Here is a 14598-nt window from a genome sequence, read left to right as displayed (position 1 = left end):
CCGCTTGCGGGAGCGCGAATTGGAAATGATATGACCGATACCACCGAAACCCGGCGCTGCGGCCTGATTGCGATCGTCGGCGCCCCCAATGCGGGCAAGTCCACGCTGGTCAACGCGCTGGTCGGCCAGAAGGTCGCCATCGTCAGCCCCAAGGCGCAGACCACACGCACCCGGGTGATGGGCATCGCGATCGACGGCGATGCGCAGCTGATCCTGGTCGACACGCCGGGCATCTTCAACCCCGAGCGCCGGCTCGACCGCGCCATGGTCGCCGCCGCCTGGGAAGGCGCCGAGGGCGCGGACCTGATCGCCCTGGTGGTCGACGGCAAGGGCGGGATCGGCCCCAAGGTGCAGACCGTGATCGAGAGCCTGAGGAGCCGGTCGGAACGCAAGATCCTGATCCTCAACAAGGTCGACCTGGCCGACAAGCCGCGGCTGCTCGGCCATGCGGCGAAGCTCAACGAGCTGCTCCCGTTCGACGAGACCTGGTTCGTCTCGGCCCAGACCGGCGACGGCGTGGCCGAGCTCAAGGCCGCGCTCGCCGGCGCGATGCCCGAAGGGCCGTGGCACTTCCCCGAGGACCAGGTGAGCGACGCCACCGACCGCATGCTCGCCGCCGAAGTGACGCGCGAGCAGCTCTATCTCCAGCTCCACCAGGAACTGCCCTATTCGAGCGCGATCGAGACCGAGCAGTACAAGGAGCGCGAGGACGGATCGGTCGAGATCCACCAGCAGATCCTGGTCGAACGCGAGACGCAGCGCGCGATCGTGCTTGGCAAGGGCGGTGCCCGCATCAAGGAAATCGGCGCCCGTGCCCGCGCCGAGCTGTCTCGTCTCATGGGCGTAAAGGTCCATCTCTATCTTCACGTCAAAGTAAGGCCCGAATGGCAGGAAGACCGTTCGCTTTACCGTGAGATAGGGTTGGACTGGGTCGAGTGACGCACAAGCTCAAGGTTGCCATCGTACAGGATTCGCCGGTTCCGTTCGCCATGGGCGCGGGGCTGGACAAGGCCATCGCCAAGGCGCGTGAGGCAATCGAGAGGGGCGCGCGCGTCGTCGCGTTCGGCGAGGGCTTTCTCGGCGGCTATCCGGCCTGGCTCGACCATGTCGCCCCGGCGCGGCTATGGGACCATCCGGGCACGCGCGAGCTGCACGCGCTGCTGCTCGACCAGGCGATCCGCGGCGAGGATCCGCGCTTCCAGCCGCTGCAATGGACAGTGGACATCGCCGATGTCGCAGTCTCGGTCGGCGGATATGAGCGCGTGCGCCAGAGCCTTTATGCGACGCAGTTCCTGTTCCGGCCCAAGGCACCGGTGCTCCGCCACCGCAAGCTGATCCTCTCTCCCGCCGAGAAGCTGATGCTGGGCCAGGGCGACGGATCGACGCTCGGCGTGCACGAAGCGGCCTGGGGCAGGATCGGCCAGCTCGCCTCGACCGAGCATTGGATGCCGCTTGCCCGCGCGGCGATGCATCACGAAGGCGAGGCGGTGCACGTCGCCGCCTGGCCGTCGCTCACCGACATCGCGATGCTCGCCTCGGCGCACTATGCCTATGAAGGGCGTGCCTTCGTGCTAGCGGCGGGAACGGTGCAGCACAGGCAGGAGCTGATCGCCGGCTATGAGAAGGCCGGCGGCGACGGCTCGGCGCGCAAGCTGCTCGACCGGCTGCCCGAGGGCCAGGTCCAGCACGGCCACAGCGCGATCCTGGCGCCGGACGGCGTGGCGATCGCCCAGGCCGGCGCGGCGCCCGAGATATTGATGGCGGAGATCGATCTCGACGAAGTCGGCCGCGGCCTCGCCACGATGGATGTGGACGGCGTCCAGGCGCGGCACGACGTGTTCGAGCTGAGCGTGGATCGCCGCGTGCGAACCGGCATCGTCGAGAAGGCAGCCTGAGACCGGCTATTTCTCCAGCGTGAAGACAGTCCGGTAGAGCCCGGGATGCGCCTCGCCATGGCGCCGGTTGCCGTCGATCAATCCCCTTGCGTTCAGATGCTCGAACACGCGGCGCGCGACGCCAAGGTCGGCACTCTGCGCATAATTGACCACGCGCCTGCCATCGAGGCTGCAGTGCAGGCTGGCGGAGAGCCAGCCCTCGACTTCGCGCGCAGCCCGCGCGGCTTCCCGCAGATGAGCGATCATCGCTTCCTGCCCGCCCTCGGGAACAGTGAAGACGTTGATCTGGGTGACGATATCGGGATTGGCAGTGATGATCGGCATGGACTCGCTCCGCTTCGGGGCGCGACCATCGGGGATCGGTTCGGGCATATCGCACGCGCCAAGCCCCGGCGGTACGCGCCGGTTGCTTGTCGCGGGTTCGTCCGGGGAGCGACACGGAGCCTCGCGTGCGAGGGAGCGGGCTTACCGATGCCGCTCAGGTCCTTTTCGACGCGACGGGCCTAGCAGATCCCGGGCGCCCGGCCCAGCATCTCCTCCACCCAGGCCGGCACCAGTGTTCCCGCCGGCCCCAGCCTGGTCTCGGCGAACCAGGTGCTGCCGGCGCTCGGATCGAGGTTGAGCTCAAGCGTCCTCGCGCCGTAATGGCGCGCCGTCTGGACGAAGCCCGCCGCCGGATAGACGGCGCCGGACGTGCCGATCGAGACGAACAGATCGGCCTCCGACAGCGCCCGCTCGATCGCTTCCATGTGATAGGGCATTTCGCCGAAGAACACGATGTCGGGCCTGAGGGCCGGCGTGCCGCAATCGGGGCATTCCGTCTCGGGCGGCAGCGCCCCTTCCCATTCCGTGCTGTCGCCGCACGCCGCGCACAGGGCAGATTTGAGCTCGCCATGCATGTGCAGCAGGCGCTTCGCCCCGGCGCGCTCGTGCAGGTCGTCGACATTCTGGGTGACGATCAGCAACCCGCCCCGCCATTCCGCATCGAGCCGGGCGAGCGCGCGATGCGCCGGATTGGGCACCACCTCTGCCAGCCTGGCCCGCCGCGCGTCGTAGAAACGATGGACCAGTTCCGGATCATGGGCGAGCGCCCGGGGCGTGCAGACATCCTCGACCCGGTGCCCCTCCCACAGCCCGCCCGGCCCGCGAAAGGTGGCGATGCCGCTCTCCGCCGACAGCCCGGCGCCGGTGAGGATGACGATGTTGTGGATGTCGCGCATGCGCATCGTCTAGCGCGGCGTTGACCGCCGCGCGAGGACATCCCGGTATCGGAACCCCGTCGCCGGCTTCCGCTTCGGCCGGCGAGCGGACGGCCTGCCCGCTTCGTTGACCGCTCCGCCATCCCCCTGCCGCAAATCGGGCGCTCACTCCTCCCATGCTCGTCGCCTTCCTTCTCGTCGCCCTCGCCGCACAGGATCGCGCGCCGATCTTTCCGAGCCCCGACGATGCCGGCGATGCCGCGATGGTGCCGAAGCGGCCCTGCCGGCCCGGCGGCGACACGATCACGGTCTGCGGCAACCCCAATGGCATGCGCCTCCCCACGCTTGACGAAGCGCGCTGGGCGGAGAAGCCGCTTCGCCCCCATTTCCGCCTGCCCGGCGGCGGCGGCACGGTGGCGGCGGCGCAGCGCGAATTGCCGGGCGCCAGGGGCGTCGGGCTGATGGCCACCGCGACCATCCCGCTCGGCCGGAAGCCGAAGAAGCAGGAAGGCGACGCGAAATAACCCTGTCGCGCGGGCCCCCGGCTGTGCCAGAGGAGCGCATATGACCAGCATCGGCATCTATGGCAGCCTCGGCCGGATGGGGCAGGCGATCGCGGCAGCGGCGCCGGAGATGAACGCGAAGCTCGCCGGCGGCGCGGACGCCGGGGACGATCCCGCCGGCATCGCCGCCGTCGCCGACGTGCTGATCGACTTCTCCGCTCCCCAGGCCCTCGAGGCGCATCTCGCCGCCGCGCGCGCAGCGGGCAAGCCGATCGTGATCGGCACCACCGGCCTCTCGCCCCAGCACCATGCGCTGATCGACGAGGCCGCGCAGCGGATCGCGGTGCTGCAGACCGGCAACACCTCGCTCGGCATCGGCCTGCTCCAGCGGCTGGTGCGCGAAGCGGCGGCGCAGCTCGGCCCCGATTGGGACATCGAGATCGTCGAGATGCACCATCGCCACAAGGCCGACGCGCCCTCGGGCACCGCGCTGATGCTGGGCAATGCCGCGGCGGCCGGCATGGGCACCACGCTGGCCGAGGCCGAAGTGACGGATCGCGCCGGCACGGTCGGGCCGCGTTCGGCGGGGACGATCGGCCTGGCCAGCCTGCGCGGCGGCTCGGTGGTGGGCGATCACAGCGTCGTCTTTGCGACGCAGGGCGAGCGGATCGAATTGATCCACCGCGCCGACGATCGCGCGATCTTCGCCCGCGGCGCGGTGCGCGCGGCGCTGTGGCTCGCGGGCCGGCCGGCCGGCCGCTACACCATGGACCAGGTGCTGGGCGGGTGAAGCGCGAGGCGGTCTTCGAATTCTTCTCGCGCCTCGCCGCAGACAATCCCCATCCCGAGACCGAGCTGGAATCGGTCAACGACTATACGTTGCTGGTGGCGGTGGTGCTTTCCGCCCAGGCGACCGATGTCGGCGTGAACAAGGCGACGCGTGCGCTGTTCCGCACCGTCGATACGCCGCAGAAGATGATCGCGCTCGGCGAGGAAGGGCTGAAGCAGCACATCAAGACGATCGGGCTGTTCAACACCAAGGCGAAGAACGTCATTGCACTCTCCGAAGCGCTGATCCGCGACCATGGCGGCACGGTTCCCGCCGACCGCGACGCGCTCGAGCAACTGCCGGGAGTGGGGCGCAAGACCGCGAACGTAGTGATGAACGTCGCGTTCGGCGCGGAGACCTTCGCCGTGGACACGCACATCTTCCGCGTCGGCAACCGCACGAAGCTCGCGCCGGGCAAGACGCCGCTCGCAGTGGAGAAGAAGCTGGAGAAAGTGGTGCCGCAGCCCTTTCGGCTGCACGCGCATCACTGGCTGATCCTGCATGGCCGCTACACCTGCAAGGCGCGCACGCCCGAATGCTGGCGCTGCGTGGTGGCGGATCTTTGCCCCTATGCGCCCAAGACGCCGGCGCCGAAAGGGATCAAGGCAGCGGAGGCGCGTTGACTCCCCACCGAGTGCGCCGGGACCCTGCCCGACACGGCGCGATGCCCTTCACGGGCAGATACTGCGGATTCGGATCCTTTCAGGACGGGCATTTTTCTGGCACTCGATCGTGCCTGACTGGATCCGGGTTGGGGGGAATGCGTGGATCGTAGGCAAGTCGTCCTGATAACGCTCGGCCTCTGGCTCGCTACGATGGCGGCGTTCGCGTCGCTGGGCGGGATCAACAGCAACCACCTGCCGGAGCTCTGGTACCTGGCCTATGTGGCATGCGTGCCGATCAGCGGCGTTCCCCTTTCGCTGATCCTGCTGGCGGGGATCAGGCAGCTGCAGGCCCGCTCGCTGACTGCCCGCTGGGTCAGGCTGGCTCCCCTGCTGCTCGCCATCGTCGTCGCGCAGGCCGCGGCCGATCAATGGTCCTACGAGCTGATGCGGATGGCGTTCGGCCGCAAGCCGACTGGCGAATACATGCGGGCCCTGGCGCTCAACGCCACCATCTACATCTGGCTGTTCGCCATTCAGGCGCTGATCTTCGAGTTGATCGCCGCGATGGACCAGGCGACGCGGAACGCCAGCAACGCGGCGGAGGCGCGCGAGGCCGCGCGCGCGGCGCAGCTCGAGGCACTGCGCAACGAGCTCAATCCGCACATGCTGTTCAACACCTTCAACGGCCTGTCGTCGCTGGTGCTCGCCGGACGGAATGCCGAGGCGGAGATGCTGCTGGAGCGCCTGTCGCTCTATATGCGCGCCTGCCTGGAAGGGGCGGATGCCGCCCTGGTTCCGCTCGCGGAGGAAATCGAGCTCATCGAGGCCTATCTGGCCATCGAATCGGTGCGTTTCGCCCGGACGCCGGACGTGCGGATCGACTGTCCGGACGACCTGACGGAAGCAGCCGTGCCGCGGCTGATCCTCCAGCCCCTGGTCGAGAATGCGCTGAAATATGCCGTGCACCCGTCGCGCGGCGCCGCGTCGGTGACGGTGCGCGCGGCGCGCGAATCCGGCCGCCTGCGGCTGACGGTGGAAGACACGGGGACCGGCGCCGGCGCCGTTCCTGCGGGCACGGGGCGCGGCCTCTCCATCGTGAGCCGCCGCCTGGAGACGCTGTTCGGCACCGATGCGTCGGTGAAGGCCGGCCGGGACGAGACCGGCTTCCGAGTGGACATGCTGATGCCGCTGAGCGGCGCGACCGTCGAGCCCGGCATCCGTCTGCGCTAGGATTCCGGCCAATGCCCGGTCGCGCTTTCGGGATTGAGGACCACGCCATCCTGCTGTAGAGGCCGTGCTCCCGGCGGTTTGCCGTCATGCACCCGTAGCTCAGCTGGATAGAGCGCTGCCCTCCGAAGGCTGATGTCAAGGGGAGCGTGGGGCGGAATTTCGAAGGAAGGGAAGAGAAAGCAAGGGGTTAGAGGAAACATAAAGCCCCTTGGAGATGGCCGATTTTGTCGCGTAAGCACCGCGTAAGCAGGCAGCGGGTTAAAATTGGCGGAAGATGGATACGTTGGCGGGCGCATGCGCGGCAGCTAGACGATCGATCTGAGAAGTGAGTTGAATGTCGCCGAATCCGTTGACCTCTGAAGGTCGGTCGGGCTAGGCGCTACAGTGATTGCACCCGTAGCTCAGCTGGATAGAGTGTCGGCCTCCGAAGCCGAAGGTCACAGGTTCGAATCCTGTCGGGTGCGCCAAGTACCGCCGTTAGCCGCCACGTTACGCCAAAGCCGCACTCCGGTGTCTGACCAAAATGGCAGATGTGCAAGTGGGTTAGTCGCGGCGGTTGGCGGGCTCCGAGTTCAATCGAAGCGGTACAGGGTAACGCCCTCGGTCGCATCCTCTAGGCTCTCCCCAGCCGCACGTCGTGCGGCGGCACCATTCGGGTCCACAGTGCTTGGCGGCTCTGACCGCAGTCCATCGATCAGAAACTCATATACGGCTTGGCCATCCGTTTGCGCGCTGTCGAAGAACTCTGCCAATATCCGCCTACCCACTAGCTCGAGTTTTAGGATGGCATGCCCCTGCGCTGGCATAGCTTCGATTTTGTAGGTGTTTGCGGCTTCCGGGCGCCGCCTCGGGTAGGTGGGGCTAATCTGACGCTCCGCCCGAGTATGGCGATCGATAACGGTGAACGGACCGTCTAGATCATCCTCGCCTAACCGGCGCCTGACCTCCCGCGCCACGGCAAGTGGAAGTTGGCCTTGAGTTCCACGAGCCAGCCGGAGCTTGACGAATACGCGGTTCCAATCGGCTACCGGTGTCTCTGGGCGCGGCTCAATCCCGCTCGGTAGGGGAACCCCTGCCGGGATACGGCGGCGGACTGGTTGGCGCGACCCGAAAAGTCTGTTCGCCGGCGGGAGGGAAGGGCCTGAGTTGCCTGCTTTGCCTCTGAGCCGGGCCTCCGATTCGACATACCCCGCTCTTGCGAGTTGATCGAGGAGATGTTCATCCAGCCGTCTTGCGAGTCCGTCTGCGGGGTCGCGAAGCTGCCGCATGTAGGCCTTCAGTGAACGTTCGAGCTGCCCGCCGACTTCTTCGACGAGCAACGCGGCGACCTCTTCATTCTGGGAAAGGCCTGCTCCGGTCATGTTGTTTGAGCCCACGAGAACGCGGCACTCGACCCCTGATCGAAACCCATAAAGCTTTGGGTGAAAGATCGGAGTGGCTTCGTTGTGTCGGACGTAGACTCGCACATCTCCTTCCAGTTCCAGGAGCATCGCCAATCCCTCACGAGACGTGTTCTCGCGATCGATGCCGGCCACGATCCTAAGCCGCCCGCCGCGCCCAAGCATTCCGGTCAAGCTGTTCCATAGAAGCCCGACGCCGGATGCCCGCACCCAAGCCGTGGCGATGTAACTCCTGTCCGCCGCAGCGAACTCGCGCGCCAGCGTGTCGACGAAAGGACGTCCATAGAACTGAGGAATAAGCATTGACGAAGGCCTCAGAAAATATCAGAACAAAAAGCGAACGCTATTGACACCTCATCCTGAGTCAGGCATTCTCACCTCATGATGAGGTGCGATCCTGACTACCGAGAGAGGGCCGAGAAGCTAGCCGTACATGCGTACGTGCAGGCGAGCAGCCATCTTCGGTTCGAGGCGTACCTTAAGGAGATTGGCCTGACGAGTGGGTCGGCCCTGTTGACCCTACTCATCCTGCGAGAAATTGAGCTGCAACTGCTCCGGCCAACTAATGGTCCATCTTCGGGTCAGGAGGCGCGATCGAAGAAGGTATCGGCTTATGTCCACGCCGATCATGCCGAACGGTTCCGCGTCCACGCCGATGCGCTTGGACGCTCTAACTCGGATTGTGCGGCCGAGCTCATAGAGCGCGAACTGGATGAGCGGTGGTTGAAGGGGGCGCTGATTGCGGCGCCCGAGCGACTTTCATGACGGCGAACAGGCTGGCTTCGCCGAGAGCAGGGCGTTCGCTGGAGGGCTTGGTCGCGCCACTTCGCGAGCACGTCCTCGCCGCGGTTGCCGTTGCTCGTAAACTTAAGCTCGACGGCGGCTGGATCGAGAAAGCTTCGCGGCATGACGTAATCAGAACGGGCTCGGAAGAACGGGCCGCGTGGGCCGCGGTGGCTGTGACTCTCGCGGATATGATCCGCACCGGACATGCAGCCGACGGCTGTCGCGCCAAGGCCTGGTTTGGACTGAGCGACCTCGCGAGTTGGTCAGCCCTTGATGCGCCGTTGCAACCGCTCGCCGGGGAGGTGCATCTTCTAGAACTTCTCCCTTATCTGCTCGACACCTATGGGCGGACCACTCGGCTGGACGTCCTGCGAGATGTCTCGCTTTCGGTCAGTCGTGCCGAGCGAAAGAAAGTTGGGTCGTTCTATACGCCGGCAGACGTCGCGGACTTCATGGTGGCCGCCCTCGCGGGCCCGGCGAAAGCCGAGTCTGATGAATGGTGGCTAGATCCTGCTGTCGGCAGCGGCGTGTTCCTCGCCGCCGCACTGCGTCGCTATGCTTCGGGAGACCGCGTGAGGTTCGCTGAGACGAAACTCACCGGGTGCGACATCTCTCCCCAAGCTTGCGACTTTGCCGCGTTCACGCTGCTAGCCGGAGTCGCGGCCGAAACGGTGAATCCGTCGACCACGTGGGCAGCGATCCGGAGCAACTTGGTAGCCGTCGATACGCCCTCAGTTGCCCGCGCCAGTGACTTGCGTGCGCGACTTGCCCCAGGCGGAGGACCGCTTCGGCTGATCTGCAATCCACCTTATGCGACCGGTGACGTTGTCCCAATGGCCGATGGTAGGCCGACATCATCGCTCTACCTACCCTTCATCGAGCTGAGTTGGACAGTGGCGAGTGGGCCGGATGACGCCGCTGCTCTGGTCGTGCCCCTCGCCCTCGGCGCGAACCGTTCTGCAGACCACCGGCGCTGTCGCTCAGCGATGTCGGCCCACGGTGGAGAGTGGACCCTACTTTTCTTCGACCGCCAGCCGCACGCCTTGTTCGGCGAGGAGGCTAAGACCCGTGCGACAATCGCCATCAAGCGGCCTGGGCCTACACCTGCCTCCATCCGAACGAGCCGCCTCCTGAAGTGGACCAGCAGGCAGCGCTCGACGATTTTCACCGAGAAGAGGACGGCGGAGATGGGTCAGGCGCCTATCGCGCGTCTGGTTCCTAAGCTCGGGTCTAACGCGGAGGTCGCCCTTTACCGCGCGCTCGAACCTTACCGGCTGCGATCAGGTGCGCGTCCAGAGCCTAGCAAGGCGGCCGCGTCTGAGATCGTCGGCACGGCGATCAGCTCCGACGTCTTCGTGGCGGGTACCGCCTACAACTTTCTTAACGTATTCAGAAACTATCCAGACAAGATTAGCTGGCGCGGGACGCTTAGCGCCAGTGGAATTAACCGACTCCACTGCTCCACCGTCGAAGAAGCCGACATAGTAACCGCCATCTTATCATCGCGGATTACTTACTGGCTCTGGCACGTCGAGTGCGATGGTTTTCACGTCCCGGCTTGGTTCCTCACGGAACTGCCGCTGCTCAATATGCGGATGCCGGAGAGGCTAGCGGAAGAACTCGGGCACCTCGGGAGATCAGCTTGGGCGGGCCTGCAACGAGACGTGATCTGCAGCGCGAACCGCGACCGGCTGACATTTGCCTTTCGCCCAACAGAGATCAGCAATGTGCGAAGCGCGATCGACGCGCTGCTGGCGGACCTTATTGGAGCCGATCCCGACACGGCCGCCATGCTGCGCGAGTTCGAACGACAAGTCGTTTCGATCGACGGCTCGGTCCGGCTCGCAAGGAACAGAAAAGATGAAGGAGTAGTGGAATGAAGCCTGGCGCAGAAGTGAAGGCGCTCAGTGCGCTTACCAAGGAAGAGTGGCGGGAGTACACTAAGACGGTCTGGAGTATCGCGAACGTCAGTCACGATCTCCACCCGGCGACTTTCCCTACTGAAATTCCCAAGCGTCTGACGAAGCTCTTTAGCTTCTGGGGTGAGACGGTGCTCGACCCCTTCGGCGGCGTCGGATCAACGGCGGTCGCCGCGATCCGCGAAGGCCGTAAGGCGATCTGCATCGATCAGAACCCGAACTTCGTCAAAGAGATGCGCGCAAGAGTCAAGAAAGAGCAGCTCGATCTGAACGCGTTTGACGCGCGTCAGGGCGACTCTCGCGATTTGTCCGGGATCGAGGACGGCAGCATCGACCTTATCGTCACCAGTCCGCCTTATTGGGACAAGGCGGACTATGGGGGCCGAAACACTGACATCGGTACTGCGGGTAGCTATGTCGATTTCCTCGACGAGCTTCGTCGTGTCTTTCAGGAGTGCTACCGGGTACTCCGGCCTGGACGTAAGCTCTGTGTCGTTACCGCGAACGTCAACCAAATGACCGATCACGGCCTGTTGACGTTCCCGCTCAGCACCGACATTGGGGTGCTACTCCGCGACATAGGCCTCGTAATGATCAATGAGATCATCTGGTCAAAAGACGGCACCGGAGGCCGCTGGGGATCAGCGAATGGTCAGCGACCAATATTTGGAAGCTACCCCTATCCGCCAAACTTCCTTTTCAAGAATGTGCACGAATACATCATCGTGTTTGCAAAGCCGGGCCTGTCGCGATCAAAGGGGGCAAAAGTTCGTCGATATGACGAGGTGATGGGCTTTCAGCCTTCGGTGATTGCCGCCGAGTAGGCGTACCGGCCGGCGGCAACGGAGACGAATAGCGGCGCGTTTTCCGACGAGTGGCGTAGCGACACCGCTCGTTCTGGTAACCCGGACGTGGAAAGACTAGCTTTCTGACCTTTGACGAGCGGCGCGGGCGGCTTAAATGCAGGCTGAGGGAGTGACATTAGGTATGACGGCAGACACCAGGAGGAAGCCTCGTGGCGTCGACGCTAATCGCGAACTCGTTGAGCTAGCAAAAACAGCTTGCCCCACGGTTTCAATCTCCCCTCCTGACCTGATCCATGTCACCACGGTAGGGTGGGGCAGACGTGTCATCAACGGAGGTCTTCTAGAACGGCGCCAATGCAGCGTCTTCGGAAAGGAACTTGTCTACTTCTTTGTGGCGCGTCCCGCTTATCGCTTCAGAAAAGGCGATGAGAAGAACGATCAGCTCAACTTTTTCCCGTTCGCCATCGCGCTGTCACCGAGCGCACTACCTGCCCCTTATCACGTATTTCCGTTCGACACTGGGGCCTATATGGCAGGCTTCTATAACGCTGTCGTAGATCCATCCATATATCTTGACGATTATGAACTTGAGCCAGAACTCGCGTCTGCGCTTCGTCATATCGAGTGGGCCTTCGGCGGCGTCGAGGAATACTTCGACGCAAAGGTGAAGACCGGGCTTGCCAGCTCAATCCCACACTGGCGGTCCGTAGCCCAAAATTGGATTCGGATCGCGTCGCTTGCCGCTACAGGTCGTGACCAGCCGGACCGCCGCGCCTCAGCTATCGAGCTCGCCTATGCGCAGTCTATAGACCTAAGGCAGGGCCACACCCGGCTACTTGTCTTCCCAGAACAACTTCTTGAGGACCCAAACGGGGCTAACAGTGCGCTTCTGAAGTCCATTCGTGACTTGAACGTCGACTTCGAAACCTACGACTGGCGACCCAACGAAACGCCAGATTCGTTCGCTGACATGATCGCACAAATCATGCGGCGCCGGCTTGGAAGCGCCGCTGCATGACCGCCCGTGGCGAGAGCGCCGTAGCGATGATGCTTATCGCATATGAGCGTCTAACCGATCACGGCCTCGCTTTGCCGCTATTTGCGTCTTCGCCCGCAGTGACGTGACCCCCGTTTCTCATCCAGCCATAACGAGAGTCCTTTGGTGATCTGAACTGGGGTTGGTGGGGTTGGCAAGAGGCCGGTCAGCGCAGCCTCCAACCAGCGCAGCGGACCGGCCGATCTTTCCGCTGAGCGCATCTGCGTAGGCCTGCGGCGTCAGCCAGCCGAGCTTCGAGTGCGGCCGGGTTTCGTTGTAGTCGCGCCGCCAGGTTTCGAGCACCGCACGGGCGTGCGGCAGGGATCGGAACAGCGTCTCGTTCAGCAGCTCGTCACGCAGACGGCCGTTGAAGCTCTCGTTGAAGCCGTTCTGCTGAGGCTTGCCCGGCGCGATGTAGTGCCAGCCCACACCGGCGTCGTCGGCCCAGGCCAGGATGGCGTTGGACGTGTATTCCGTGCCGTTGTCGCTGATGATCGTCTCGGGTCGCCCGCGTCGCAGGATGATGGCGTCCAACTCGCGCGCCACCCGTCGCCCTGACAGCGAGGTGTCGGCGACGAGCCCGAGGCACTCGCGGGTGCAGTTGTCGATCACCGTCAGGATGCGGAAGCGCCGCCCGTCCGTCATCTGGTCGGACACGAAGTCCAGCGACCAGCGCTGGTTTGCGACCAGAGGAATCTCCAGCGGCCGCCTTGTGCCCATCGCGCGTTTGCGCCCGCCGCGCCGACGCACCGTCAGCTTCTCCTCGCGGTAGATCCGCTGGACACGCTTCTTGTTGACCGCATGGCCCTCGCGCCGGAGCATCACGTGCAGACGTCGATAGCCGAACCGCCGACGCTCCTGGGCCAGGGCCTTCAGCCGATCGCGCAGGGCGCCGTCGTCCGGTCGCGTCGCCTGATAGCGCACGCTCGTCCGGTCCACGCCCAGCACCCGGCAGGCCCGCCGTTCGCTCATCCCGTAAGCCGACTGCAGGTGCGCCGCCGCCGCTCGATGCGCAGCGGGCGTCACCACTTTTTTCCCAGCAGATCCTTCAGCGCGACGTTGTCCAGCATCGAGTCCGCCAGCATCCGCTTCAGCTTGGCGTTCTCCTCTTCCAGCGCCTTCAGCCGCCGGGCCTCCGACACGTCCATGCCGCCATACTTGGCCTTCCATTTGTAGAAGGTCGGCGAGCTCAGCCCGTGCTTCCTGCACAGATCCGCCACCGGAACACCGGCCTCCTGCTCGCGCAGGATCCCGATGATCTGCTCTTCCGTAAACCGTGATCGCTTCATTCTGTCCGTCCTTTCGAGGGGCGGACTCTAGCTATTCGTGGAGGAGTTTCAGGGGGTCACGTCAGCAGCCAATGCCCTTCACGTTGCGGTTCCTTCGAGACCGGGCGACCCGACAGCTCATATACAAGCCTTCGAGTTGTACTCGACGACCGAAGCCAAAACGCTCGACCGCTTACAATTCCGCTCCGCAGTTCCAGGCGAAATCTGGATCGACGTCTTCATCTGGCGCGATACGGTGCATGTCGGCACCCGAGCAGAGCTGTGGCAGAGTACGGAAGCCTGCCACGAAGAGATGGAACGCATCTCCCCGCTGTCGTTACTCGCGCTGGCCGAAGGGCTCGATCGCTCAGAGGCGATTCGTTGTGCGAACATAGCCTACGATTGGCTGACACGAGATTGGGGCAGCAGCAGAGCCGACCGCTGGAGGGTCGACAGTTATCTCACGCGGCTTGCACGCCGTGATTTGATCAGGCGCTATGATACCGGACCGTCGAACGCGAAAGCGGCCAAGGTGTTAGAGTTCATGCGCCTGGCCCAACATGAAACCGTTCTTGAGCTCAGATCGCCTCGTTTGCTCGATTTCGAGGCAGATGATCTGCCCGATCTAGGCTTCGCCGTGAACGCCTTGGGGTGGAGGTTGGAAATCGTTTTCGATGAGCCAAGCGATCATCTAGCTCCGAGCGCCTCCTCGCCGACCGCGAAAGCCATGGTTATGCGACTCCGACACGGTCGGGGACGAACGCAGACGCAGATACCGCTACGCGTGTTCGACGGCTTCTTCGCTGGCAGCCGAACGCTGCGGGACGCCAGAACGGGGCGCTCAAGGACTATGACGCTGTCCAAAGCCGGCGAGGCGCGGAACACGATGAAGCTGCAGCTCCCGGAGATCGCCGGAATGACCGATCCCGTTGCGCGCTTTGAGCGTCATGATGACGGCGTCATCTTCGAAATACATGACGCGTCCTCGCCCGACGGCCGCAAGATTGTCCACCTGCTGGACGAGGGCGTCCGAAACGGCAGCACACGGAAAACACAGCGAGGGGCGACGTGGTGGCGCCTGCTGACTGACTCCGATTAGCCACTACTATTCGGGCGAAAAGG

Annotated in this window: 15 protein-coding genes and 1 tRNA gene; 12 read left to right on the top strand and 4 right to left on the bottom strand. The window is 64.3% G+C overall.

Annotation, left to right across the window (positions count from 1 at the left end):
• Window positions 1-30 precede the first annotated feature (30 nt).
• A complete protein-coding gene (gene era / locus FFS08_RS18200) occupies window positions 31-939 on the top strand; it encodes a GTPase Era (protein WP_137863661.1) in 909 nt (302 codons plus the stop codon).
• Window positions 936-1895 carry a nitrilase-related carbon-nitrogen hydrolase gene (locus FFS08_RS18195; RefSeq protein ID WP_249341169.1) on the top strand — a complete coding sequence of 320 codons (960 nt, stop codon included), beginning with the start codon at window positions 936-938 and terminating at the stop codon, window positions 1893-1895. Before era ends, FFS08_RS18195 begins: the two co-directional genes overlap by 4 nt.
• Window positions 1896-1901: 6 nt before the next feature.
• On the opposite strand, the gene FFS08_RS18190 is transcribed toward FFS08_RS18195, so the two are convergent.
• Complete coding sequence (locus FFS08_RS18190) at window positions 1902-2219, bottom strand: antibiotic biosynthesis monooxygenase family protein (RefSeq protein ID WP_137863662.1); 318 nt, start codon at window positions 2217-2219, stop codon at window positions 1902-1904.
• A gap of 179 nt (window positions 2220-2398) precedes the next feature.
• A complete protein-coding gene (locus FFS08_RS18185) occupies window positions 2399-3115 on the bottom strand; it encodes an NAD-dependent deacylase (protein ID WP_137863663.1) in 717 nt (238 codons plus the stop codon).
• Between the two features lie 155 nt (window positions 3116-3270).
• On the opposite strand from FFS08_RS18185, the gene FFS08_RS18180 reads away from it, so the two are divergent.
• The 5 genes from FFS08_RS18180 (at window position 3271) to FFS08_RS18160 (ending at window position 6728) form a co-directional block, all read left to right on the top strand.
• Entirely contained in the window at window positions 3271-3618 is a 348-nt protein-coding gene (locus FFS08_RS18180) for a hypothetical protein (protein ID WP_137863664.1), read from the top strand.
• 40 nt (window positions 3619-3658) lie between these two features.
• Window positions 3659-4387: a 4-hydroxy-tetrahydrodipicolinate reductase gene (dapB, locus tag FFS08_RS18175; protein WP_137863665.1), complete on the top strand. Its 729-nt coding sequence runs from the start codon at window positions 3659-3661 to the stop codon at window positions 4385-4387.
• A complete protein-coding gene (gene nth, locus FFS08_RS18170; RefSeq protein ID WP_137863666.1) occupies window positions 4384-5049 on the top strand; it encodes an endonuclease III in 666 nt (221 codons plus the stop codon). Before dapB ends, nth begins: the two co-directional genes overlap by 4 nt.
• A gap of 141 nt (window positions 5050-5190) precedes the next feature.
• Window positions 5191-6261 (top strand): sensor histidine kinase, encoded by a 1071-nt coding sequence (locus tag FFS08_RS18165; RefSeq protein ID WP_137863667.1) that lies wholly within the window; start codon window positions 5191-5193, stop codon window positions 6259-6261.
• 390 nt (window positions 6262-6651) lie between these two features.
• A tRNA-Arg gene (locus tag FFS08_RS18160) sits at window positions 6652-6728 on the top strand.
• 105 nt (window positions 6729-6833) lie between these two features.
• On the opposite strand, the gene FFS08_RS18155 is transcribed toward FFS08_RS18160, so the two are convergent.
• Window positions 6834-7964 carry a phospholipase D-like domain-containing protein gene (locus FFS08_RS18155; protein WP_137863668.1) on the bottom strand — a complete coding sequence of 377 codons (1131 nt, stop codon included), beginning with the start codon at window positions 7962-7964 and terminating at the stop codon, window positions 6834-6836.
• Window positions 7965-8174: 210 nt separating this feature from the next.
• On the opposite strand from FFS08_RS18155, the gene FFS08_RS18150 reads away from it, so the two are divergent.
• From FFS08_RS18150 to FFS08_RS18135, 4 genes are all read left to right on the top strand, one after another.
• A complete protein-coding gene (locus FFS08_RS18150; protein ID WP_137863669.1) occupies window positions 8175-8426 on the top strand; it encodes a hypothetical protein in 252 nt (83 codons plus the stop codon).
• A complete protein-coding gene (locus FFS08_RS18145) occupies window positions 8423-10327 on the top strand; it encodes an N-6 DNA methylase (protein ID WP_137863670.1) in 1905 nt (634 codons plus the stop codon). Before FFS08_RS18150 ends, FFS08_RS18145 begins: the two co-directional genes overlap by 4 nt.
• Entirely contained in the window at window positions 10324-11190 is an 867-nt protein-coding gene (locus FFS08_RS18140) for a DNA methyltransferase (RefSeq protein ID WP_137863671.1), read from the top strand. The genes FFS08_RS18145 and FFS08_RS18140 overlap by 4 nt, the downstream gene beginning before the upstream one ends.
• 163 nt (window positions 11191-11353) lie before the next feature.
• On the top strand, window positions 11354-12190 hold the full coding sequence (locus FFS08_RS18135) for a hypothetical protein (RefSeq protein WP_137863672.1): 837 nt from the start codon (window positions 11354-11356) through the stop codon (window positions 12188-12190).
• 117 nt (window positions 12191-12307) lie between these two features.
• On the opposite strand, the gene FFS08_RS18130 is transcribed toward FFS08_RS18135, so the two are convergent.
• Window positions 12308-13497 (bottom strand): IS3 family transposase gene (locus FFS08_RS18130; RefSeq protein ID WP_249341170.1). Its coding sequence is split into 2 segments (ribosomal slippage): window positions 12308-13245 and window positions 13245-13497, totalling 1191 coding nucleotides; the frame shifts between segments, so codons are not numbered across the junction.
• A gap of 136 nt (window positions 13498-13633) precedes the next feature.
• Between FFS08_RS18130 and FFS08_RS18125 the strand changes: the two genes are divergently transcribed.
• Window positions 13634-14575: a hypothetical protein gene (locus tag FFS08_RS18125; RefSeq protein ID WP_137863673.1), complete on the top strand. Its 942-nt coding sequence runs from the start codon at window positions 13634-13636 to the stop codon at window positions 14573-14575.
• The last annotated feature ends 23 nt before the right edge of the window (window positions 14576-14598 follow it).

Source organism: Sphingomonas sp. 1F27F7B, from assembly GCF_005503355.1.
Taxonomy (GTDB): domain Bacteria; phylum Pseudomonadota; class Alphaproteobacteria; order Sphingomonadales; family Sphingomonadaceae; genus Sphingomonas.
The sequence above is the reverse complement of the archived record's forward strand: the minus strand, read 5'-3'. Positions and strand labels throughout refer to the sequence as shown.

Bases quoted from the DNA above. Each gene is read 5' to 3' on its own strand.
- era (WP_137863661.1), top strand. From the start codon at position 31: ATGACCGATACCACCGAAACCCGGCGCTGCGGCCTGATTGCGATCGTC.
- FFS08_RS18190 (WP_137863662.1), bottom strand. From the start codon at position 2,219: ATGCCGATCATCACTGCCAATCCCGATATCGTCACCCAGATCAACGTC.
- FFS08_RS18185 (WP_137863663.1), bottom strand. From the start codon at position 3,115: ATGCGCGACATCCACAACATCGTCATCCTCACCGGCGCCGGGCTGTCG.
- FFS08_RS18180 (WP_137863664.1), top strand. From the start codon at position 3,271: ATGCTCGTCGCCTTCCTTCTCGTCGCCCTCGCCGCACAGGATCGCGCG.
- dapB (WP_137863665.1), top strand. From the start codon at position 3,659: ATGACCAGCATCGGCATCTATGGCAGCCTCGGCCGGATGGGGCAGGCG.
- FFS08_RS18155 (WP_137863668.1), bottom strand. From the start codon at position 7,964: ATGCTTATTCCTCAGTTCTATGGACGTCCTTTCGTCGACACGCTGGCG.
- FFS08_RS18145 (WP_137863670.1), top strand. From the start codon at position 8,423: ATGACGGCGAACAGGCTGGCTTCGCCGAGAGCAGGGCGTTCGCTGGAG.
- FFS08_RS18140 (WP_137863671.1), top strand. From the start codon at position 10,324: ATGAAGCCTGGCGCAGAAGTGAAGGCGCTCAGTGCGCTTACCAAGGAA.
- FFS08_RS18135 (WP_137863672.1), top strand. From the start codon at position 11,354: ATGACGGCAGACACCAGGAGGAAGCCTCGTGGCGTCGACGCTAATCGC.